Origin of the sequence: Cerasicoccus maritimus (assembly GCA_031296935.1) — a bacterium.
In the GTDB taxonomy this organism is placed as follows: Bacteria; Verrucomicrobiota; Verrucomicrobiia; order Opitutales; family Cerasicoccaceae; genus Cerasicoccus; species Cerasicoccus maritimus.
Genome location: JAVDPD010000018.1, coordinates 1 through 21666 on the forward strand (window position 1 = coordinate 1; position 21666 = coordinate 21666).

Consider the following 21666-nt stretch of genomic DNA (forward strand, 5'->3'; position numbering starts at 1 on the left):
CCTGCCACCAAAGCAAAGCTTTGGAAACGAGATGCTGGTGCATCTCATGGCGAGAGGCAAGTTCGGGAGCTACAGGCGCAAAAATAGACCACGCAGCTTCCAACTGCTCGACAGACACAATTTCTAAAGAAAACGGTAAAAGCCGACAGTTTACTCAGAGCTTCGACTTAAATTGGTCGCGCACAGCTTTGGTTTGCAGGGCCCAGATGGCGTAGCCACCAGCAATGAGCATGAGCGCGCTGAGTAGCCAGAACATGAGCAGTTGAGTGGTCGTGGCGCCGGAGAGCGCATCGGGCGTCTTGAGGATCATGAATATTTTGCCGGCGGTGAAGATCACGAAGACATAGGCACACGAGAGGGCGAAGGTGCGCCACATGGCCTTGCGCTTAAGGAGACCCCAGCCGACCACGAGGAAGACCATCAGGAAGTTTGGTGCCGCCAGCGGCTCGTTGACGAAGGATTCGATGGTCTGGATCAGCGCAAGCACGCCGATGAAAATGAATGCCCACGCCACATAGGTAAGGTGGTTGATGGGTTTCTTCTCGATGACAGTTTCCGTTTTCGCAGGTTTGGGTTCGTCAGCCATTGTTGCAAGCTTGTCGAAAAGAGCGATGAGGGCTAGTTCAAATTTCCCTACCGGGTTGATGTGAATTAAGAGGGCGTCTAAAAACTCAAGTGGTCTTCGCCGGAGTGCGTCTTCGAGGTCAAAATATCATTTCTTCATCTCGACGAAACTGGTTTCGCCTCGATTCAGAAGCCGAAATTTTGCCTCTCGAATACATCTCGCCGACTCGATCAGACTTTTTAGACGCCCTCTAAGAGCCATCAGTTATGCGTATTCTAATAGGTTGCGGCCTAGCAGGCGTTCTTTGGCTTCGAGGCAGAGCCCAATGAAGGTTTCCTCAAACAAAGTCAGCTCGTGCTGGCGCGCCCAGTAGAAGCGCCAGTTGCGCTTAGGCCCGCCATCAGTGATCGGGCGGAATTGCAAGCTGCCGATAGATTCATCGGCTCCGGCGACCCACTTGGGCGCAAAGGCCAAGCCCTGGCCGATCTTCACCATTTCCAAAATAGCCTCCATGCTGCCGACTTCGATCATTTCGGCGGGGCGGACGCCCTGGCTGTGGAGCTTTTCCTTGATGATGGCGTCGGCAGGATTGTTGCCACCGTAGAGGTGAAGCGTTTCGCCGCTAAGATCGTTGAGGTCGACTTTGTCTTTTTCCGTGAGTGAGTGAAAGGGAGGCATCGCCACGAGCAGTTCGTCTTGAAACCAATCCAGTGACTCCAAGTCGGATGCCTCGGAGCCAATGCCAAAGGCGAGGACTAGATCGACTTCGTTGTGGCGCAGGCGTTCGATATTGAGGGTGCTGGGCGCGGGACTGATGCTGATCGTGCAGCTGGGAAAGCTTTGCTTGAACTCACGAATGATCTCCGGCAGCACCAAGTGCGAGCAGGCAGGCGTCGCGCCGACACGCAAACGACCGCGGCCCCAGCCATCGAAGTTGCCAATGCGTTCACGCATGGATTCCAGACGGGCAAGGATTTCGGTGGCTTCGCGGATAATGTATTCGCCGGGTTCGGTGGGGCGAATGCGGCGGCCTTCACGCTCAAAGAGGCGATGGCCGACGTCGTTTTCCAGCGCCTTAACCGCGTGGCTGACCGCTGATTGCGTTAAATGGAGTGACTTCGCTGCTTCGGTAAAGCTCCGGGTTCGGGCGACCGCAACGATGGTCATCAGTTGTCTTGTGTCCAGTGGCGCAATCATGGCATGGAACTGGCTAGCAATCGCCATACCATTCATGGCGCTTACTGCAAATAATGCTAATACGATCAAAATCGGATTGGTGCGGCTACTTGACGCCGCGCCATATATTTTGGCGGGTGAGCTTGGCTACTATCAAGAGGCCGGGCTAAACGTGAAACTTACCTGGGAGCTCGGGTGGGCCACAGTTAAGCACAAAATTGCTTATGGGGAACTGGATGCTGCGCACGGCCTAGCGCCTTTGCCGATGGCGATCTCAATTGGTTACGAAGTTGCCGCTCGCCCCTGCGAGGCGCTGATGGTCACCAGCCGCTTGGGCAATGCGATTACGTTGTCGAATAATATACGTGCGCGTGGCGTGCAGACTGCCGATGATTTTCGGGCGGAAGTGCGCTCCATGCGGGGACAGCGCCTCTACAAGCTTGGTGTCGTTTCGCTGGATTCCTGTCACTACTTTCTAATGAGGCAATGGCTAACCAGCATCCGCCTCGACCCCTCGAAGGATGTTAAAATCGTGGTGATTCCACCTGGTCAGGCCGTGCGTAACCTCCGGGCAGGCACGCTGGATGGTTATTGCGTAGGCGAACCCTGGAACAGCCTGGCTGTCCGCGAGGGCTTGGGTTGGACGGTGGCAGTGAGTCATGATCTCGCGCCAAATCATCCAGAAAAAGTTCTGCTCGCTCTTACATCCAAGATTAAGGAGCGACCGAAGCAATATGAAGCCTTGGTTGGCGCTCTGCAAAAGGCCTGCGCTTATTGTGCGGACCCGGAAAACATTGTCCGGGTTTCCCGGCAAATGCGTCGAGTTCAGATTTTGGGTAGTACGGCGCAGGGGGCAGAGAAAATTTTGCGTGGAGAATATGACCGAGGTGGTGGACTAGGCTCCCTGCCAGAGCCGGTCATCGATTTTTGTGCCAATGGCCAAACGCAAATCACCGCAGCGGATGTCGCCTGGATCACGCTCAGCGCCAAGCAGGCCGAGTGGAGTGGGGTGCCCACGCACACAATTATGGATGCCGCTTCGAGCGCTTATCCATCGAATTGATCTAATTTCTGCGGAAACTTCACGCTAATTGGCGTTTGGACCCCCGCGCAGATGTGGACCCGTGGTTTGCATCAGGATTTTTACTATAGACCTGCGGTTGGCCATGCTTGGTTTCATGGCCTGCATAAAATTTAGCATAAACGTGACTCAGCTGTGCTATTTTAAACATGAGGCTTGTTCATGATTTTGCTGAAAACAGGGTCGAGGATTCCATGTCTAGGTTTTATGCGGCATTCAGGATGTATGAATCCATTTCATGTGTCACATGAGATTATTAGGCCAGCGATTCTGGGGTATAAATCGGAATTGGCATTCATGGTGCAATATATTGGCACGAACCGCAAAACACTCACTGCAATTTGTCAATAGACACCACACTTATGAAACGCACGATTATCAACACTGCCGCCATCGTTGCCCTTGGCGTCACCTCGGTTTTTGCCGACTTAGACCTCGAAAAGGATGAGCTGAAATTCGGCTTCATTAAACTCACGGACTGCGCGCCGCTCGTTATTGCGAAGGAAAAGGGTTTCTTCGAAGATGAAGGCATTCAGGCTGAAGTTATTGCGCAGCCGAACTGGAAGACGCTGCTCGACAACGTGATCAACGGCAATCTGGACGGCGCACACATGCTTTCCGGTCAGCCGATCGCGGCCACGATTGGCATCGGCACCCAAGCTGACGTTATCACCGCCTTCACGATGGACTTGAATGGCAACGGCATCACCGTTTCCAACGCCATCTGGGAAGAAATGCAATTCAACGACCCGGACCTCGACACCCCTACGCCGAAGCACCCGATTTCCGCCAAGGGCCTCAAGCCGATCGTCGATGAAAAGCTTGATGCTGGTGAAAAGCTCCAGATGGGTATGGTTTTCCCGGTTTCTACTCACAACTACGAGCTCCGTTACTGGTTGGCAGCATCGGACATCCACCCGGGCATGTATACCGAGTCTGACACTGGTGGCCGCACCGACGCTCAAGTTGAGCTTTCCGTGACGCCTCCCCCCATGATGCCGACCGTGCTTGAAGCTGGTAACATTCAAGGCTACTGCGTGGGCGAGCCGTGGAATCAGCAAGCGGTTGCCAAGGGCATCGGCGTGCCGGTGACCACCAACTACGACGTGTGGAAGAACAACCCGGAAAAGGTATTCGGTGTAACCAAGGAATGGAACGCCGCTAACCCGAACACCCACATCGCTGTGGTCAAGGCCCTGATCCGCGCTGGTAAGTGGCTCGACGAAAAGGACGCCGACGGCAACTTCGTCAACCGCGAAGAAGCAGTCCGCATTCTTTCCCAGCCGAACTACGTTGGCGCCGACTACGACGTCATCAAGAACTCCATGACCGGCACCTTCATCTTCCAAAAGAGCGACGTCCGCAAGATGCCCGAGTTCAACGTGTTCTTCGACCACTACGCGACTTACCCCTGGTATAGCGACGGTATTTGGTTCCTCACGCAAATGCGCCGCTGGGGTCAGATCACTGAGTCCAAGCCCGCCAGCTGGTATTTTGACACCGTGCAGAAGGTTTACCAACCGGACATTTACCTACAGGCCGCCACACTGCTCCTCGAAGAAGGTCTCATCGAAAACAGCGATGTGCCGTGGAACACCGATGGCTACAAGCCTGCGACCACCGAGTTCATTGATGGTGTAGAGTATGATGGCCGTGATCCAATTGGCTACATCAACAGCCACAAGATCGGCAACAAGGATGCTGAAGGTCTCGCCTCCAAGTAATCTTTTCTAACTAAAAGTATATGTCCCTGGGTCCGGCGGCTGCCTTTATGCCGCCGGGCCTTCGGAACCACTATTCAATTTCACCTGACGCTGACCGTTTCCATGAAATTTAAAATTCTCAAAGCTCTCGACGTCGCTGGCCTTCAGGTCTTCGATCCAGTCGTTCGTCTCATCTGTGGCGAAAATCCGCCGGAGCAAGTTCGCAAGATTCTGCTCTTCATTGGCGTGCCGATTGTAACGTTTATTGTCTTCCTTGGCGTATGGACCTACCTGGCGCCGCGACACACCACCAAGGCCGGCGAAGTGCCGACTCCCGGAGTGGTGAAAAGTGCTGCGGACGGCATTTGGACATTTCACGTTCGTGAAAACCAGAAAGCCACTGACTTTCTGCTGGAGGGGGATGCGCGCGAGGCTGCATTGACTGCTGTCGAAGCGCGCATCGCTGAGCTCGAGCCGCTGGCCGCCGCCGCCAAAGTGAAGCTCGATGAACTTGATGCTGCCGCCAAGGCCAAGATTGACGCCGAAGCCGCGCCCTTGCAGGAGCAATACAAGGAAATGCGCAAGACTTCACGCGATGAAAACAAGGCGACCAAGGCTGCCTTGATTGCCGAAGCCGATAAGCTTCCCGTTAATGATGCCGCAGCTCGCGATGCATTTCTGGCCAAGGTTGCTGCCTTCGACCTCAAGCAAGAAGCCGACAAGCAGGCGCAAAAAGATTTCAAGGCCAAGATCGACGCGGCCTACACGACAAAGTTCCCGGAAATGGAAGCTGTTCGTTCGGAATACAATGGCTACGAAGAAGAGCTTCAATACTTGAGCAAGCGCCTCGACTACCTGACTGGGGACAATCAGTCGCTCAAGATCGCTGGCGAATCGACAGAGCTCAACGAGCTGGAAGCAACGTTTCTCACTGCCGAAGGTGGAAAGGCTACTTTCGCCGCTGCGGAAAAAGTCCTTAAAAAGCAAGAAGCCATCACGCGTATTTCCGACAGCGAATACTCTCGCCCGTGGACCTTCCCGCGCCAGATTGCGCGTAGTGTCTGGTGTGTGTTTGTCGGCTTCTTCATTGGCACCGCCATCGCTGTGCCGCTAGGCGTCGTTTGTGGATTGAGTCGCGTCTGCATGGCCGCGTTGACTCCGCTCATCGCGCTTTTCAAACCGGTGTCGCCGATCGTCTGGCTGCCGATTGTTTTCATTATCGTTGGCGGATTCATCTCCGACCCGGAGCTCGCACCCGTTCACCCGGCATTCCTTTCCTCGGCGATCACGGTGGCGCTCTGCTCACTCTGGCCGACGCTGGTCAACACCGCGCTCGGTGTGGCTTCCGTTGAGAAAGACCACGTGAACGTGGCCCGCGTGCTGCGCCTCGGCTTCTTCAGCCGCCTCTTTAAAATCGTCCTGCCTTCCGCGCTGCCACTGATTTTCGCCGGCCTGCGCATCTCCCTCGGGGTGGGCTGGATGGTGTTGATCGCCGCCGAGCTGCTTTCCTCCAGTGAAGGCATTGGTAAGTTTGTTTGGGACATGTTCAACAACGGTTCCTCGCAGACCTTCGCCCAAATGTTCGTGGTGGTCTTCGTGGTCGGCGCAGTCGGCCTCTTGCTAGACCGCATCATGATTGTCCTCCAGCGCTCGGTTTCCTTCGATGGCGCTCCGACGGCAATCTAACTCTGCACTGCAAAGTAACTTTTAACGACAAAGTTAATATGGCTTTCCTGGAAATGGAAAATGTCAGCGTGGGCTTCGGTCCGGAAGGTTCTCGGACCGAAGTCTTGCGCGACGCATCTCTCTCCGTTGAGGAGAATGAGTTCATCGCCGTAGTCGGATTCTCCGGCAGCGGCAAGAGCACCCTGGTTTCCCTGCTCACCGGCTTGCTGCGCCCCGATAGCGGCGTGATCAAGCTGAAGGGCAAGCCGGTAACCAAGCCCGGACCGCATCTTGGCATCGTGTTTCAAAACTACTCGCTGTTGCCGTGGCTCTCGGTTTACGGCAATATCGAGCTCGCCGCCAAGCAGGTGTTCCCACACTATAGCAAGGCCCAGCGCAAGGAGCACGTGGAGCGCTACATCGAGATGGTTAGCCTCACGCCGGCCCGTAACAAAAAACCGAGCGAGCTCTCCGGCGGCATGCGCCAACGCGTTTCTCTGGCCCGCACGCTCTCGATGCAGCCCGAAGTGCTGGTCATGGACGAGCCGCTTTCTGCGCTCGATGCCTTGACCCGCGCCAACCTGCAAGACGAGCTCGTCCGCATCTGGGAAGAAGACAAGCGCACGGTGGTCATGATCACCAACGACGTTGACGAAGCTGTGCTGCTCGCCGACCGAATTGTCCCGTTGACTATGGGCCCGAGTGCTACGCTCGCCAGTGATTTCAAGGTTACGCTCGAACGTCCCCGCGACCGCACCACGTTGAACACCAACCCGGAGTTCAAGAAGCTGCGCAACGAGATTATCCACTTCATGACCGCCATGAACAAAGAGGCCAAGATGCTCCGCGTCGACAAAGGCCTGGCCATGCCGGACATTCAACCAATCGATTATTCCGCAACTAAGCGGTCCGCTTAAAACACTCAATCATCAACGCTGACATCTCATGATTGACGACAGATATGTAGAAATTTCCAACCTCGTTAAGGCCTATCCGAATCCCTTCGGTGAAGCCGTGAAGGTTGTCGACGGGTTTAACCTGACCATTAAAAAGGGCGAAGTGATCGGTGTGATCGGTCACTCTGGCTGCGGTAAGTCCACGGTGCTGACCATGGTTGCCGGGCTCAATGAGATATCGGACGGCGGCATCGTCGTGGCCGGTAAGGAAATTGACGGTCCTGGTCCCGACCGTGCGGTGGTTTTCCAGGCACCCTGTTTGCTGCCTTGGATGACGGCCTACCAAAATGTCATGATGGGCGTGAAGCAGGTTTACCCACACGCCTCGAAGCAACAGCGCCGCGTCATTGTGGAATATTCGCTGAGCGTAGTCGGTCTCGCCGACGCCATGCACAAGTATCCGCGTGAGCTCTCCGGCGGCATGCAGCAACGCGTCGGCATCGCCCGCGCCATTGCACTGAAGCCCAAGGTGCTGCTCCTCGATGAGCCCTTCGGCCGTTTGGATTCGCTAACCCGCATGGAGCTTCAGGACGTGATCCTCGGCATTCTCGACCGGGAAAAGATCACTACGATGATCATCACCCACGACCCGGACGAAGCCATTTTCATGTGCGACCGTATCTGCATGATGACGAATGGACCGCGTGCAAAGGTCGGGCAGGTGATGACCGTTGATTTCGAGCGACCACGCAGCCGCGAAGAGATCATGGAGACGGATCAATTTTACGCCTATCGCCAACGCCTGCTACAGTTCCTCGATGACTGTGAGGCCGAAAAGCATGGGGGTGGCCCAATCCGCTTTGATACGGAAGAGGCTCCGACAGAATCCGGAGTCGCACCCGCCGCTTCATAGTTAGGCAAGCTGCCCGGAACTAGTCATTTGAAACCGCTGATGAATTTCAACCATGTCTAAAAATTTCATCAGTCAGAGTGTTTCGAATGGTTGGTTTCAAGGGCCTCACTACTCGATTTTTTGCAGCTCGCTGATGTCTTTAAGTATTCATGTGGGCTTCAAGTCCTAATGAATGGGATTCATGGATTGCGTGAGTAATTCGAACACCGACACCGTGGTCGTTTGGGCCATTTGGCATATCCGCTGCATAAATACCGGCATCCAAGTTTTTCATTGATCTAGATGATTTCAAACTTCCAGTCAGCCGACACTGATGAGACTCCGATCGACCGATTGTTGCGTGAACAAGCGCAACTGCAAACTCCGGTCACGGACTTCTCACGTCGCTTTGACGAAGGCGAATTCGAAGGGCCCTTTCGCGAGCTGATCCCCTTGGAAAATCCCAAGGAAGGTGAGCAGTTTGCCTTTGAAGTGGATCTGGATCGCTGCACTGGCTGCAAGGCATGTGTCGCCGGTTGCCACAGCCTCAATGGATTGGAAGAACACGAAACCTGGCGCGATGTGGGCTTGATTCAGGGAGTCCGCGACGAGAAGGCCTACCAACAGACGATCACCACCGCTTGCCACCATTGTGTCGACCCTGGCTGTCTGAACGGATGCCCGGTCGATGCCTACGAAAAAGACCCGAAGACGGGCATTGTTCTCCACCTCGACGACCAATGCATCGGCTGCCAATACTGCGTGCTCAAGTGCCCCTACGACGTGCCGAAATACAGCAAGCGTCTGGGCATCGTTCGCAAGTGCGACATGTGCTACAACCGCCTCTCGGTGGGTGAAGCGCCTGCCTGCGTGCAGTCCTGCCCGACGGAGGCCATCCGTATCACGACCGTAAAGAAAACCGATAAAGAAGGCGCCGCTGCTATCGCCAGCGCACCGGCATTTTTGCCTGCCGCGCCACACCAGTCTTACACCAAGCCGACGACCGCCTATGTTTCCACACGCTCAGTGCCGCAAGACGCTGTCGCAGGTGACGCCACAGCGCTACGCCCGCAGCATGCGCACTGGCCTTTGGTCATTATGCTGGCCTTGACTCAAATTTCCGTCGGCCTCGCAGCCGCCGCCGCGATCTGGACCACCCGTCAGCCCGCGCTGCTCGTCGCGTCCAGTGTTTTCGCCATGATTGGCCTCGCTGCCAGCGTGCTTCACTTGGGCCAACCGCTCAAAGCCTGGCGTGCCTTCCTCGGAGTCACGCATTCCTGGCTAAGCCGTGAGATTGTTACCTTCGGTGGCTACGCGCCGTTGTTGTTCGGTCTGACCGCTGCGCAATTTATTTCACTGCCTTTTGAGATTCCGGCTTTCGCGCTTTGGGCCACAGTCGCAGTCGGCTTCGCTGGTGTCTTCACTTCGGTGATGATTTACGCCGATACCCAGCGTCCATTCTGGAAGTTCGCCTTCTCCGGTTCGCGCTTCTTTGGCACGTCGCTCATTGCGCTCGGAGCTGGTGGCTGTGTTTTCGGTTCCTGCCCGATGAGCTTCATTGCGCTGACGCTCGGCCTCGTGCTTAAGGCAATGGTCGATATCACCGGCATGATCGAACTTTGCAATCCAGAGTTTGGCCCCGGCAAGCACTCCGCGCTGATTCAGCTTGAGTGCGAGCGCGAAGTTTTCATCTCCCGCTGGTTGTTCACGCTGGTCGGTATTGCGATGCTCTGGTTTGGCGCGCAGTCGGCTTTTGCTCTTGGTGGCGCGCTGCTGATTTTAGGCGGGGAAATCACTGAACGCTACTTGTTTTTCCGTGCCGTTGCCGCCCCAAAAATGCCAGGAGGAATCGCATCATGAAGACCCGCTTTGCACCACGCCCTGAGTCCAACACCGCATTTCGCCAATGGAATGGTCCGCTGACGAAAGAGATCGTTCAGCGCCCATCCGAGTTCGGCCTTGGTCAATTGCCGCAGCGCACACAGCCCGACGCCACGACGGACAGCGTTTGTGGCTACTGCGGGACCGGCTGCTCATTGAAAGTTCACTTGAAGGACAGTGAGGCGATCAACCTTTCGGCAAATCAGTCGTATCCGGTCAACATGGGCATGGCTTGCCCGAAGGGCTGGGAAGCATTGGCGCCACTGAGCGCGCCCGACCGCGCCACGACTCCGCTGCTTCGCAACGAAGCTGGGGAGATGGAGCCGATCTCATGGGAAAAGGCGATGGAAACTCTTGTTTCCCGCTTCAAGGGCATCAAGGAACAGCATGGCGGCGAGGCGTTGTCCTGGCTCAGTACGGGGCAGATTCCCTCGGAAGAAATGGCTTTTCTCGGCTCGTTGTGCAAGTTCGGCATCGGCATGGTGCATGGCGATGGTAACACCCGTCAATGCATGGCCACCGCTGTTACGGCCTACAAGCAATCTTTCGGCTTCGACTCGCCGCCTTACACTTACCAGGATTTTGAAGAATCCGACGTGCTCGTTTTCATTGGCTCCAATGCCTGCATCGCGCACCCGATCATGTGGCAGCGCGTCATGCGCAACCGCCGCAACCCGGACATCTATGTGATCGATCCACGTCGCACGGAAACCGCGATGGCGGCCACGCATCACTTACAGCTCAAGCCCAAGGCGGACCTCACGTTGCTCTACGGATTGGCGCGTCTGTTGATCGAAAAGGACTACATCGATCACGACTATGTGGCCGCGCACACCGAAGGCTTTGAAGACTTTCGCGCGTTCCTGCTAAATGGCCCATACGGTCTCGCAGAAGTCTCGGCTGAATCCGGCATTGAGGAGAGCGCATTGATCGAGTTGGCCCAGAAGATCGGTAGTGGCAAGCGCCTGTCTTTTTGGTGGACGATGGGCGTCAACCAGAGCTACGAGGGCACCCGTGTTGCGCAGGCGATGATTAACATCTGCCTGATGACGGGTAACATCGGCAAGCCGGGCACCGGCGCAAATTCCATCACCGGCCAGTGCAACGCTATGGGCTCGCGTCTGTTCAGCAACTCCACGAATTTGCTCGGCGGCCACAAGTTTACCAGTGCTGAAGACCGCGCCAAGATTGCTGGTATTCTGAAGATCGACGAGTCCGACATCCCGCAGAAAGACTCCCTCGCTTTCGACCAAATTCTCGAAGGCGTGGAAGAGGGACGTATTAAGGGCCTGTGGATTATTGCGACGAACACTGCGCATTCCTGGATCAACCAGAACCGCTGGAACCGCCTACGTGAAAAGCTCGACTTCCTCGTGGTGCAGGACATGTATCACAACACCGTTACGGCGCAGGCCGCCGACCTCGTGCTGCCTGCCGCAGGGTGGGGCGAGAAGGAAGGCACCTTTATCAACAGCGAACGCCGTATCGGTCGTATCCGCAAAGTGCGTCGCGCGCCGGGCCAGGCCCTGGCGGATTTCCACATTTTCCAGCTCATCGCGCACTACTGGGGCTGCGGCGAAAAGTTCGCACGCTGGACTTCGCCTGAAGCCGTTTTCAAGATTTTCACGGAAGTTACCCAAGGCCAGCCCTGCGACATTTCGGGCATCAAAGACTACAAGATGCTCGAAGAAAATGGTGGCATTCAGTGGCCTTTGCCTGCTGGCACAGAGACGTTTGAAAAACAGCGTCGTCTGTTCGCCGATGGCAAATACTTCCACCCGAATGGTCGCGCGAAATTCCTCTTCGATGCTCCGCAGGCGTTGCCTGAAAGCACAGACGAGGAGTTCCCCTTTGTGCTGCTGACCGGGCGTGGTTCGTCTTCGCAATGGCACACGCAGACGCGCACCAGCAAGTCCGACGTGCTGCGCAAACTTTACCCCGCCAAGGCCTACATTGAGATGAACCCCGAGGACGCGCAGCGACTTGGCATCAAGCAGGACGACCAGGTTGTCGTGCGTTCGCGACGCGGCGCAATTACCATTGCGGCGCACTTGACGCCGATCACGCAAGTCGGCGCTATCTTTGCGCCCATGCACTACCGCGAGGTCAACCAACTGACCATGTCCTCCTTCGATCCGCATTCTCGCGAGCCTTCTTACAAGCATTGTGCGGTACAGATCAGGAAAGCCTGACACCTGACATTTTAACACGACTGACATCGACATAACCATGAACACGAACCAGGAATTCAGCCCAGTTCAGAAGCAGTATTTGCAAGGCTTCTTCACGGGCGTCTCCCAGCGAGGGTTCTTTGTTGGCCAAACGGCAAACGGGCAGTTTACGAACGACCCGGGCGCAGCCGAAGGCAGCAATCTCGCTGAAGCAACAGTCTTCGGCACACCCATAGACGAACTCTCCAAGGAAGAAAAAATCAAATATGATCAGCACGGTCTCGATATCTGGGACACGATGCTCGACAACGCTGCGAAGGATAAATTTCCCGAAGGCGGCGATGTTTTCCGCTACAAATTTCACGGCCTGTTTTATGTAACGCCAGCTCAGGATTCGCTGATGCTGCGTTGCCGCATTCCGGGCTGCGTGTTGCAAGCGCACCAGATGGTCGGCCTCGCCGAGATTGCTGAAGACTGGGGCGGCAACTACGCGCACGTGACGACGCGCGGCAATTTCCAGATCCGCGAAATCCAGGCCAAAGATAGCGTTAGCGTGATCGTGAAGATGCGCGAGCTAGGGCTCACCGCACAAGGCTCCGGCGCGGACAACGTGCGTAATATAACGGCTTCGCCGACGAGTGGTTTTGATCCGCTGGAAGTGATCGACGTGCTGCCGCTGGCCAAGGCCATGCACCACTACATCCTCAACAACCGCGACCTCTACGACCTGCCGCGCAAGTTCAACATCGCCTTCGACAATGGCGGCGCAGTCAGCGTTTGCGCGGACACGAATGATATCGCTTTCTACGCAGTGCGCGTAGGGGAGGGGCACGACATTGAGCCTAGCGTTTACTTCCGCGTGCAGCTCTGCGGCATCACCGGCCACAAGCAATTCGCGACCGACTGCGGGCTCTTGCTCAAGCCGGATGAATGCGTAACCGTCGCTGCGGCGATGCTGCGCGTCTTCCAAGAAAACGGTGATCGCACCAACCGCAAAAAGGCCCGCCTCAAGTACCTTGTGGATAAATGGGGCGTCGAAAAGTATTTGGAGGAAGTCGGCAAGAAGCTGGCCTTCGACCTACGTTACTTTGCATTGCAAAGTTGCGAGCCACGTCAACCGATCACTCGTCATGGCTACATTGGGGTTTATCCGCAAAAGCAGGCAGGCCTCAATTACGTGGGCGTCACTTGCCCGGTAGGTCACATGACTCCGGATCAGATGAAGGGCGTTGCGCGCCTGGCCAACAAATACGGTCAGGGCGAGATTCGCCTGACTGCCTGGCAGAACTTTATCATCCCCCACATTGCGACGGCTGAGCTCGACGCTTTCAAGGCGGAGCTGAAGGAGCTCGGTATGGGCTGCGAGCATGACCACATTATGAACGGCCTCGTGGCTTGCACCGGCAACGCGGGCTGCAAGTTTGCGGCCGCCGGCACTAAGGCGCATTCGCTCAAGTTGGGCGAGCACCTGAAGCAAACCGTGGAGCTCGACCAGCCGATTAATATTCACCTGACTGGTTGCCCGAACAGCTGCGCGCAGCACTACGTGGGCGACATCGGCCTGCAAGGCGTGAAGGTCAAAGTCGATGGCGAGTCCGTCGAAGGTTACCACATCGTGCTCGGCGGCGGCGTCGATGACGAGCAGGGCATCGCGGAGGAAGTTTTCCCAAGCGTGCCTTTTAATGACATCCCACCGCTCCTAGAGGGTGTCTTGAAAACTTATCTGGAAAAGCGGGAAAGCGGCGAAAGCTTTATTCAATTTACCCGCCGCCACTCAACTGAACAACTTAAAGAACTATTCTCCAGCCATGTCGTCCACTAACACCCAGGCCATCGTTCCATTCATTCCGGACAATGCACCGTTCTCTCCGGAGCAGCGCGCCTATCTCAACGGTCTGCTTGCAGGCATCTTTTCGGGGGCAACGATCTCCGGTTCCGCAGTGGCTGAGTCCACGCCGGTGCGTCCGCTGACGATCCTTTTTGGCTCGCAAACGGGCAACTCCGAAACGCTGGCCAAGCAAGTCGCCAAGAAGGCGAATGCCGGCGGCTTCAAGGCCGAGGTGTTCGACATGGAGGCCTATCCGAAGGAGCGTTTGGCCAGTGAGCAAAACCTGCTCATCATTACTTCGACTTACGGCGAAGGCGATCCGCCCGACAACGCGCAGGACCTGTTCGACTTCATTCATGCCGATGACGCGCCGAAGCTCGAAGGCGTTCGCTTTACTGTGCTGGGCTTGGGCGACTCGAACTACCCGGACTTCAATGAGTGCGCCAAGCAGTTTGATGCTCGTTTGGCAGAGCTCGGTGCCGAGCGCATGAATGACAGCGTTTACTGCGACGTGGAGTTCGACGATGACTTCGCGGCATGGCTCGACAGCTCTCTGGCAGCTGCAGGCGAGGGCGATGCAACTGCAGCAAACTCTGCAACGCAAAGCTTACCCGCGCCGGTTGATGGAAAGCCCGAAGGCTACAGCCGCAAGAATCCTTTTCCCGGTAAGTTACTGAACAACTACGTCTTGAACAAGGAAGGCTCAGGCAAAGAAATCCGCCACGTGGAAATCTGCCTTGATGGCTCTGGCCTGGAATACGAAGCGGGCGACGCGCTGGGTGTATCGCCAATTAACTGCAAGGATCTCGTGGAAGAAATTCTGGCGGCTTCTGGCTTCTCCGGCAGCGAGCCAGCGCCGAATCCTCTCGGCGGCGAAGTTACCCTGCGTGAAGCCCTGGCCGAGCTTTACGACATCACGAATTTGTCGAAGCTCTTTCTGGCGAACTTGGCGCCTTACGCGCAGAGCGAAAAGTTGAATGAGCTCCTGGCTGGTGGTAGTGGCGAAATCGACACTTACATTGCTGGCCGTCAGATCATCGATGCGTTGCTCGACTTCCCGGGTAAGTGGGACACCGCGCTCGACTTCGTGGAAATGTTCAAAAAGCAAGCCGCGCGACTTTACTCGATTTCTTCGAGCCCGAAGGCGCACCCGGGGCAGGTTCACTTAACCGTGGGTGCCGTGCGCTACGAAACGCATGGACGTAAGCGCAAGGGCGTGGCCTCGACGTTTTTGGCCGACATGGACATGGGCGGCGAAGTCCGCGTGTTTGTGCAGCCAAACAAGCACTTCAAGCCGCCGTCGAATCCGGAAACGCCGATGATCATGGTCGGGCCGGGCACCGGCATTGCGCCGTTCCGCGCGTTCCTCGAAGAGCGTATGTCCACCAAAGCACCCGGTAAAAACTGGCTGTTTTTCGGCGACCAAAAGAGCGAGTTCGATTTCATTTACGAGCCTCAGTTGAAGCTCATGCAAGCAACCAAATGCCTCACGCGGTTGGACCTAGCGTTCTCCCGCGACACCTCGGAGAAGGTCTACGTGCAGCACCGCATGCTAGAGCAGGCCGAAGAGCTCTTTACCTGGCTGGAAGAAGGCGCGCACTTCTACGTGTGCGGTGATGCTTCCCGTATGGCGAAAGATGTCGACTCCGCGCTCCATGAAGCGATCGCCAAAGCCAGCGGCAAGAGCTACGAAGAAGCCGCCGAATACGTCGACAAAATGCGCAAGGAAAAGCGCTACGTGCGCGACGTTTATTAAGTCAGCGTTGGGGTGACGTTTTGTTGATGCAGATGTATGCACGACAAAACGTCACTACTACTCAATCGAAGAAACAGAAAGCGTCCTCACCGGTGCATTCGGGCTGCTCTGGAATCTGCATGGCAAGCCAATCTATCTTTGCCCCGGCTTCATCTAGCAGGGCTCTCGAATAATCGATCAGTTCTGCAGTCATGCCTTGCAGGCATGCTACATGGAAGCGATGGGTGACGTCGGACATTCGGCCAATCGACTGAAAGCCAAGGCGCTGGTAAAAACTCATCGATGTTTCCAGCGCATTGATCATCACACCAACAGGAGCTCTTTCCAGGGGTATGAGGCCGAAGCGCGCAAAGCACATCGTGGTGCCAATGCCCTGATGTTGGAACAGCGGGTCGACGAGCCCGTAAGTCAAGCAGAGCATAGTTTCGCCAGCCCATTGTAGCGAGCAGGTGGCGACTTGCTTATCTTGTAGGCTCGCAATGAGCGTCAGCATTTGCCCATTGCGCAATGATTCCTGAAAGGTTTCGATATGGTCGGCAGGAACGCCGTGTGCCTCGTTTTTTCGGTGAAGACTTTCGCAAAACGCAAAGTCTGCTTCATTGACTGCGGGTCTGAATTCCAGCGGAAGGATGCGGGAGCGAACGTGGGAATCTTTCCAAGGATAAGGCGAGGAGAAGAAATTTCCGAAGATGCCCATGCTTCTGATCGTTTATACTAGATCCGGGGCGCTGGGGTGGCCGACTAGCCATTCCAGTGCATACAGGTAGCCGTTGAGGCCGAGGCCGGTGATGACCCCCTTGGCGAGAGGCGCGGTGTAGGAATGCTTCCGGAAATCTTCGCGGGCGTAGATGTTGGAAATGTGCACTTCGACGAAGGCAAGATTACTGCTGGCAATGGCGTCGCGGATGGCGACTGAGGTGTGGGTGAAGGCCGCGCCGTTGAGCACAAAACCGTCGAACTTCTCTTCAGTCCAGAAATGGATTTTCTCGACCATATCACCTTCGTGGTTGGTCTGGAAGCAATCGATCTCCACGCCGAGCTCTTTGGCCTTGGCTTCGACCATGTCTTCGAGGTCCGCCAGGGTTTGCGAGCCGTAGATGTTAGGTTCGCGCTTGCCAAGACGATTGAGGTTGGGGCCGTTGAGGATGCCGAATTTCATGAGACGGAGATTAAAGGAAAAAGATTAAAGGAAAAAGGATATTTATTGGGACAAGTCTGGCGCTAAAGCGGGCAGCCGGTTTCGATGAATTCCCAGTCGAGGCTGAATTTTTCGGCGACTTCTTCAGCCAAGGCGCAGACACCGAATGTTTCGGTGCGGTAGTGTCCGCCGAGGTAGATATTTACCTCTTCTTCCTGTGCTATGTTAAAGTGCTCCTGCTTGAGCTCGCCGGTGATGAAGGTATCGATGCCGCGCTCTTTCAGCTCGGGGATGGCAGAGCGCCCGCTGCCGGTGAGAATGCCTACGCGGCGGATGTTGGATGGGCCGGCTTCGATGCAATTAAGGGTGTCCGGGAAGAGCTGTTGAAGCTTGGTCTTTAGTTGGTCACGGGAGCCATGTGCGGGCGCAGTCACGGCGATATCGTGGCCTTCGTAGCGGACGAAGCCGCCATCGACTTTGAGCCCGAGCTTGCGGGCGAGGATGGCGTTGTTGCCGATTTGCGGGTGGCAATCGAGCGGCAGGTGGGAGCTATAGACCGCGATGTTGTTGGCCAGGAGCACGAGCAATTTCTTGCGGAGCTGGCCGACGAATGGCGCGGGCTTGTTCCAGAACATGCCGTGGTGCACGATGAGGAAATCGATGCCGAGGTCTGCGGCTTTTTCGAAGGGGATGAGGCCGGCGTCGACCGCGGCACCGATCTTGGTCACGTCGCCGTGGTTTTCAAATTGGAGGCCGTTTAATGAGCCGGGGAAGTCTTTGATTTCTTTGCGATGAGTGCGTTGGTCGCAGTATTCGACAATATCTTTGAGGCGTGGCATGCTGGGAGCAAATAGCCGTTAAGCAGTCGATTAAAGTCTAAAATTCAGCTCAAGCCGGAACTCAACTGTCTCATCGCCTTTGCAACGCGCGCAAATTGTCGATGCGACGGGATGCGGTAATTTCCCTTGATTCATGAATGCGGACCCCCATGCTCTCCCCATGCGCCGAGCAATTTATCCAGGCACTTTTGATCCGATGACCAATGGGCACCTTGACGTGCTCCAGCGGGCGAGACACCTCTTCGATGAGGTGGTCGTGGCCGTGGCACCGAATGATCCGAAGCACCCGATTTTTACGTTATCCGAGCGTATTGCCTTGGTGGAGAAAATCACTAAGGAAATGGACGGCGTCAGCGTGCAGCTCCTGGAAGGTCTCATTGTTGACTTTGCCCGTAAGAACCATGCGATGGCCTTGGTGCGTGGTCTGCGTGCGATTTCGGACTTCGAGTATGAGTTCCAAATGGCGCAGATGAATCGTCATTTGGCGCCCGACGTGGAAACGATATTTCTCATGCCTAATCAGGAGTATTTTTACACGAGTTCTAATATCGTGAAGGCCGTGGCAAACTTCGATGTAGACCGCATTGCGCACTTCGTTCCGCCGTTGGCTCTGGAAGCGCTGCAGGAAAAATATCAAGGGCAGAAATCTTAAAATAGGCATGCGCTACCTCGCGATTATTTGGGGACTCGGTGGAGTCTTCCTGTTCATTGGCAGCGCCGTTTACCGGCTGACTCCTAATGCGCTGGAGGCAATGCAGGGGGAACTGACCTCAATGCAGTGGGCAGTCGCGATTGTTTGGACGCTGTTCATGCTGGTGAGTGAAGGCTACCGCGGATTCCAGAAGCAATTTTCACCACGGGTGGTTGCGCGCTCGAAGTATTTATCGGCCAACCCCAAGCCGGTGCATGTGCTGTTTGCGCCGTTCTTTTGCATGGCGTTTTTTCATGCGACCAAGAAGCGCAAGATTGTTACCTGGTGCCTGACTTTGGGGATTGTTATGTTGATCGTTCTGGTGCGTCAGCTAGAGCAGCCTTGGCGCGGCATTGTGGACCTGGGCGTGGTGCTGGGCTTGGTTTACGGTTTGGTCTGGATTGCCATATTCGCCGTGCAATGCTACTCCGGCCGCAAGTTTGATGTCGATCCCGAGGTCAGTTAAACCGTAGCAAAGAATACCTCGAAGCAGAACCAGCCGATCATTGCCAAAGCAATGGCGAACTTCATGGCGAAGGAAACCAAGCCGCCAACAACGGTGCCGATGCCTGCTTTGCCGCCTTCTTTCATTGTGCGTCCAGCTGAGATCTCACCGAGAAAAGCCCCAATGATTGGGCCAAGAATCAGGCCAGCGATGGTGCCAATGCCGGGTATGAAGGAAAGGAGGAACGGCCCAATGATCGCACCGAGTAAAGCGCCCACGCCACCTCGCCAAGTTGCCCCAAACTTGCGCGCCCCATAGTAGCTAGCCACGAAGTCGAGAATTTGCGCAAGGATCACGAGCCCAGCCGTGGTCAAAATGTAAGGCAGGCCAATCCCGCCTGCTGGTTCCCAGAACCAATAAAGCAGCGCGCCCAACCAAATGACGAAGCAGCCCGGTATGACGGGCAATAGAGAGCCAACCAATCCGATAAAGAAAATTAGGAAAGTGACGCTCAGCGCCAGCCAGTTGTAGTCAATGTCCATCGGTGATATTCAACATGCTTCAGTGAAAACGCGCTGCTGCCTAGATATTGTCTATGGGGGGCGTAAATTGTTCCGAATTGGTAACGCTGAATAGCTTGCACTGGCTACTGCCCAAGGCCCATCTTTTTTTCCAGAAGTTGGCGTTCGCTTTTTTGCGGAAGCGTGCTTACGTCCGGCGCAGCTTGCTTGACGCCGCATGCCACGAGGCACAAGCGCAGGTAGGGGGGCATTTTCTCGTAGTCGGATCCCAGTTCAAAGGAGCCCAGTACTGCTTGGGCAAGACGCGGCTCATTGGACTGCTCATAACAAAAGGCCAGAATGATGTAATAGATGCTGTCCTTTGGATGCTGCATGATCAAAGATTCCGCCTCTTTGCGGCAAGTGGCAAGATCGACGCCATCAAGGGCTTTTAAATAGATGAGGAATTGTTGATAAGCAGGGTTGTTCTTGAAGGTAGTCAGCGGCATTTGACTGACGAAACTTTTCAGCTGTTGGTCAGCGCCAAACGTGTAGGTGTAAATGAGCGCGTTGAACAAAATCTCAGGCGATTCGGGGAAAAAGCGGAAAGCGGAACGCCAATATTCCATGATTTGTTCGTGGGAGCATTTATTCAGAATAATCGACTGCATTTCGTATATCGCTTCTGGGTCCCCACTGAATTGGAGGGCAAGGCGAATGTGGTTCGCATAGTCGTTAAACTGCTGATTGCTGGCGGCAATCATCGCTTGCCAGAAGTGCTCCTGGCTTTGGCTGAGCGCATTTTTATCAGGTTGATCGATCAGAGACTGGGCGGCCTCCAAATCAGGCGTGGGCCCAAACACGAGACGCTTCAGCTGGTGGTTGGCGTTCTCAATCTGTTCTGGTTCAAGGCGGTCCATTAAGTCATATAATTCAAACTGAGTCGCCACAATGAGAGCCTGTTCGCGTTGAGCGGGGTCGTTTAGATCATAAAGATCTGCTAGAGCTTCGATAGCTTCTTCCCTGGTTATTGCATGGTACAGCATGGCGTAGCCGATTGCTACCGCGATGTCATTCGGCTTCGCCTCCACTTGATCCTGGATGACTTCCAGCAAGCGCCCGTAGTCGATGCTGTCGACAACGGCCTGACTAAGACTGCCAGTTGACATCAAGATGTGCATTTGGATGGCAAAGCCGACTTCATCGTTTCGGTAGAGATGCTTTTGGAGGTATTTGATGAGCTTGGCCTGGACCTCGGCTTTCGGGGTGTTAATCCCGTTGGAAACGATGATGAGGTGCATCGTAATGCTGTCTTCACCCCTAGCCTCGGCTTGCTCTGCGAGCTGGAAAGCTTCCAGTGACATGTGCATGGACATGAGCAAGCGCAGTTGTGAATCGGTCACGCCAGGACTGTCGGGAAATTTTTGGCGCAAGAGGTAGAGATGCTTTTGCCCGATTTCGGGGAAGCCGGCTTTGCTGGCTAGCTCAATCACCTTCAGGAGCGATTCTTCCGAGTAATCTACTGCGATCGCTTTGCGCTCAGCCCACCAGACGCTTTCTGGATTCATCGTGGCTTCGCCCAGTTCGATCACCAGGTCGAGTGTTTCCGGGTTGTCGAGGTTGAGCATGGCGGCGGTGCGGCTTTTGACATAGGCTTCAACCAGGCGGTTCTCTTCCTGTAACTGCTTAGCTTCTGCGTAGACTTGCATGCTGCGATAGTCCTTAAAGCTCCTTAGCGCCCAAGGTCCCAAAATAACTGCCGAGACGCTGCCGATGAACAGCAATATTATCGAAGCGCGAATCCACCAGCGTGCGTCTAAAAATTGATACACCAATAGCAGTGCATGCTCGAACGTACGCTCGACAAACTCTCGATATCCGCCCCAAGCTTCCTTTAAGGCTGCCCGGAGTGACATGCTGCGCAGTATCTTATACAGAAATCCCAGCCAGCAAATAAACCGAATGGGCGACTTCAACACATCGATTATGAAACTATAGAATTGGTGGACACCTGCGCGCGCCCCCATGCCGAGGCGTTCAGCCGCTTCACGACGCTCCTGCTGCGCGACTTTCGCCCGCACATTGATTGTTTTCAGCCAAAGCCATAAGCTCTGAAGCGCGTGGGGGATGGCGCTAAGCGTTTGTCGTGATTGACTCTGGGCAACTTTTCTCCGGGCACCGAGGGTGCGGAACCACTGAAAGAAACTGGAGCAATTGTAGGTAATGAAATCCCAGAACCGGTACAGAAAATTCGGAGCGCTGTTACGCACCATGCCGCGACAGAAAAACCAAGCGTCTACGAACCAATTACGCAGCAGCCAAATGATGTATGTGATCTTACTTGGTTTATCGTCCATGAAAGCGGTGAATGGTGGAGAATCGTCTGGGGCTTGTCAGCCGCTAATTTTGCGCATCGGTGAAAGATTTTTGAACATCCAG

General features: G+C 55.3%; 18 protein-coding genes. 11 read left to right on the forward strand and 7 right to left on the reverse strand.

The genetic code is table 11. From position 1 onward, the window contains the following. Positions 1 to 154 precede the first annotated feature (154 nt). A complete protein-coding gene (locus tag RBB62_RS12380) occupies positions 155 to 586 on the reverse strand; it encodes a hypothetical protein (protein ID WP_309399200.1) in 432 nt (143 codons plus the stop codon). 243 nt (positions 587 to 829) lie between these two features. After that, positions 830 to 1789, reverse strand: a complete 960-nt coding sequence (locus tag RBB62_RS12385) for a LysR family transcriptional regulator (protein WP_309399201.1) — start codon at positions 1787 to 1789, stop codon at positions 830 to 832. Positions 1790 to 1796: 7 nt separating this feature from the next. Between RBB62_RS12385 and RBB62_RS12390 the strand changes: the two genes are divergently transcribed. The 9 genes from RBB62_RS12390 to RBB62_RS12430 all read left to right on the forward strand — a co-directional run bounded on the left by RBB62_RS12390 (position 1797) and on the right by RBB62_RS12430 (position 15614). After that, positions 1797 to 2804 carry a CmpA/NrtA family ABC transporter substrate-binding protein gene (locus tag RBB62_RS12390; RefSeq protein ID WP_309399203.1) on the forward strand — a complete coding sequence of 336 codons (1008 nt, stop codon included), beginning with the start codon at positions 1797 to 1799 and terminating at the stop codon, positions 2802 to 2804. A gap of 380 nt (positions 2805 to 3184) precedes the next feature. Continuing rightward, positions 3185 to 4546 (forward strand): CmpA/NrtA family ABC transporter substrate-binding protein, encoded by a 1362-nt coding sequence (locus RBB62_RS12395; RefSeq protein ID WP_309399204.1) that lies wholly within the window; start codon positions 3185 to 3187, stop codon positions 4544 to 4546. A 102-nt stretch (positions 4547 to 4648) separates the two neighbouring features. Continuing rightward, positions 4649 to 6211 carry an ABC transporter permease gene (locus RBB62_RS12400; protein WP_309399205.1) on the forward strand — a complete coding sequence of 521 codons (1563 nt, stop codon included), beginning with the start codon at positions 4649 to 4651 and terminating at the stop codon, positions 6209 to 6211. 38 nt (positions 6212 to 6249) lie between these two features. Continuing rightward, a complete protein-coding gene (locus RBB62_RS12405; RefSeq protein ID WP_309399207.1) occupies positions 6250 to 7107 on the forward strand; it encodes an ABC transporter ATP-binding protein in 858 nt (285 codons plus the stop codon). Positions 7108 to 7135: 28 nt separating this feature from the next. After that, complete coding sequence (locus RBB62_RS12410; RefSeq protein WP_309399208.1) at positions 7136 to 7999, forward strand: ABC transporter ATP-binding protein; 864 nt, start codon at positions 7136 to 7138, stop codon at positions 7997 to 7999. Positions 8000 to 8281: 282 nt separating this feature from the next. Further along, on the forward strand, positions 8282 to 9838 hold the full coding sequence (locus tag RBB62_RS12415) for a DmsC/YnfH family molybdoenzyme membrane anchor subunit (protein WP_309399209.1): 1557 nt from the start codon (positions 8282 to 8284) through the stop codon (positions 9836 to 9838). Then, entirely contained in the window at positions 9835 to 12051 is a 2217-nt protein-coding gene (locus RBB62_RS12420) for a molybdopterin oxidoreductase family protein (RefSeq protein WP_309399211.1), read from the forward strand. The genes RBB62_RS12415 and RBB62_RS12420 overlap by 4 nt, the downstream gene beginning before the upstream one ends. 37 nt (positions 12052 to 12088) lie before the next feature. Beyond that, a complete protein-coding gene (locus RBB62_RS12425) occupies positions 12089 to 13852 on the forward strand; it encodes a NirA family protein (protein ID WP_309399212.1) in 1764 nt (587 codons plus the stop codon). After that, the gene (locus tag RBB62_RS12430) at positions 13839 to 15614 is read left to right on the forward strand and encodes a sulfite reductase subunit alpha (RefSeq protein WP_309399213.1); all 1776 of its coding nucleotides are present in this window, start codon (positions 13839 to 13841) and stop codon (positions 15612 to 15614) included. Before RBB62_RS12425 ends, RBB62_RS12430 begins: the two co-directional genes overlap by 14 nt. A gap of 61 nt (positions 15615 to 15675) precedes the next feature. On the opposite strand, the gene RBB62_RS12435 is transcribed toward RBB62_RS12430, so the two are convergent. The 3 genes from RBB62_RS12435 to RBB62_RS12445 form a co-directional block, all read right to left on the reverse strand. Next, positions 15676 to 16311 carry a GNAT family N-acetyltransferase gene (locus RBB62_RS12435; protein ID WP_309399214.1) on the reverse strand — a complete coding sequence of 212 codons (636 nt, stop codon included), beginning with the start codon at positions 16309 to 16311 and terminating at the stop codon, positions 15676 to 15678. 12 nt (positions 16312 to 16323) lie between these two features. Then, entirely contained in the window at positions 16324 to 16773 is a 450-nt protein-coding gene (aroQ, locus tag RBB62_RS12440) for a type II 3-dehydroquinate dehydratase (protein ID WP_309399215.1), read from the reverse strand. A gap of 62 nt (positions 16774 to 16835) precedes the next feature. Next, positions 16836 to 17591 carry a Nif3-like dinuclear metal center hexameric protein gene (locus tag RBB62_RS12445; protein WP_309399217.1) on the reverse strand — a complete coding sequence of 252 codons (756 nt, stop codon included), beginning with the start codon at positions 17589 to 17591 and terminating at the stop codon, positions 16836 to 16838. A 133-nt stretch (positions 17592 to 17724) separates the two neighbouring features. Here RBB62_RS12445 and coaD point away from each other — a divergent pair, with 133 nt between their 5' ends. After that, on the forward strand, positions 17725 to 18243 hold the full coding sequence (gene coaD / locus RBB62_RS12450) for a pantetheine-phosphate adenylyltransferase (RefSeq protein WP_309399218.1): 519 nt from the start codon (positions 17725 to 17727) through the stop codon (positions 18241 to 18243). Positions 18244 to 18250: 7 nt separating this feature from the next. Next, positions 18251 to 18748 carry a hypothetical protein gene (locus tag RBB62_RS12455; protein ID WP_309399219.1) on the forward strand — a complete coding sequence of 166 codons (498 nt, stop codon included), beginning with the start codon at positions 18251 to 18253 and terminating at the stop codon, positions 18746 to 18748. On the opposite strand, the gene RBB62_RS12460 is transcribed toward RBB62_RS12455, so the two are convergent. Further along, the gene (locus tag RBB62_RS12460) at positions 18745 to 19269 is read right to left on the reverse strand and encodes a DUF456 domain-containing protein (protein ID WP_309399220.1); all 525 of its coding nucleotides are present in this window, start codon (positions 19267 to 19269) and stop codon (positions 18745 to 18747) included. The two genes, RBB62_RS12455 and RBB62_RS12460, sit on opposite strands and share 4 nt — an antisense overlap. Positions 19270 to 19373: 104 nt before the next feature. Then, positions 19374 to 21584 carry a hypothetical protein gene (locus RBB62_RS12465; protein ID WP_309399221.1) on the reverse strand — a complete coding sequence of 737 codons (2211 nt, stop codon included), beginning with the start codon at positions 21582 to 21584 and terminating at the stop codon, positions 19374 to 19376. Positions 21585 to 21666: the final 82 nt, after the last annotated feature.

Excerpts from the sequence above, each read along its gene's own strand:
- RBB62_RS12385 (WP_309399201.1), bottom strand. The coding sequence starts at position 1,789 with ATGGCGATTGCTAGCCAGTTCCATGCCATGATTGCGCCACTGGACACA.
- RBB62_RS12430 (WP_309399213.1), top strand. The coding sequence starts at position 13,839 with ATGTCGTCCACTAACACCCAGGCCATCGTTCCATTCATTCCGGACAAT.
- coaD (WP_309399218.1), top strand. The coding sequence starts at position 17,725 with ATGAATGCGGACCCCCATGCTCTCCCCATGCGCCGAGCAATTTATCCA.
- RBB62_RS12390 (WP_309399203.1), top strand. The coding sequence starts at position 1,797 with ATGGCGCTTACTGCAAATAATGCTAATACGATCAAAATCGGATTGGTG.
- RBB62_RS12400 (WP_309399205.1), top strand. The coding sequence starts at position 4,649 with ATGAAATTTAAAATTCTCAAAGCTCTCGACGTCGCTGGCCTTCAGGTC.
- RBB62_RS12445 (WP_309399217.1), bottom strand. The coding sequence starts at position 17,591 with ATGCCACGCCTCAAAGATATTGTCGAATACTGCGACCAACGCACTCAT.
- RBB62_RS12455 (WP_309399219.1), top strand. The coding sequence starts at position 18,251 with ATGCGCTACCTCGCGATTATTTGGGGACTCGGTGGAGTCTTCCTGTTC.
- RBB62_RS12415 (WP_309399209.1), top strand. The coding sequence starts at position 8,282 with ATGATTTCAAACTTCCAGTCAGCCGACACTGATGAGACTCCGATCGAC.
- RBB62_RS12465 (WP_309399221.1), bottom strand. The coding sequence starts at position 21,584 with ATGGACGATAAACCAAGTAAGATCACATACATCATTTGGCTGCTGCGT.
- RBB62_RS12380 (WP_309399200.1), bottom strand. The coding sequence starts at position 586 with ATGGCTGACGAACCCAAACCTGCGAAAACGGAAACTGTCATCGAGAAG.
- RBB62_RS12435 (WP_309399214.1), bottom strand. The coding sequence starts at position 16,311 with ATGGGCATCTTCGGAAATTTCTTCTCCTCGCCTTATCCTTGGAAAGAT.
- RBB62_RS12405 (WP_309399207.1), top strand. The coding sequence starts at position 6,250 with ATGGCTTTCCTGGAAATGGAAAATGTCAGCGTGGGCTTCGGTCCGGAA.
- RBB62_RS12425 (WP_309399212.1), top strand. The coding sequence starts at position 12,089 with ATGAACACGAACCAGGAATTCAGCCCAGTTCAGAAGCAGTATTTGCAA.
- aroQ (WP_309399215.1), bottom strand. The coding sequence starts at position 16,773 with ATGAAATTCGGCATCCTCAACGGCCCCAACCTCAATCGTCTTGGCAAG.
- RBB62_RS12460 (WP_309399220.1), bottom strand. The coding sequence starts at position 19,269 with ATGGACATTGACTACAACTGGCTGGCGCTGAGCGTCACTTTCCTAATT.
- RBB62_RS12410 (WP_309399208.1), top strand. The coding sequence starts at position 7,136 with ATGATTGACGACAGATATGTAGAAATTTCCAACCTCGTTAAGGCCTAT.
- RBB62_RS12395 (WP_309399204.1), top strand. The coding sequence starts at position 3,185 with ATGAAACGCACGATTATCAACACTGCCGCCATCGTTGCCCTTGGCGTC.
- RBB62_RS12420 (WP_309399211.1), top strand. The coding sequence starts at position 9,835 with ATGAAGACCCGCTTTGCACCACGCCCTGAGTCCAACACCGCATTTCGC.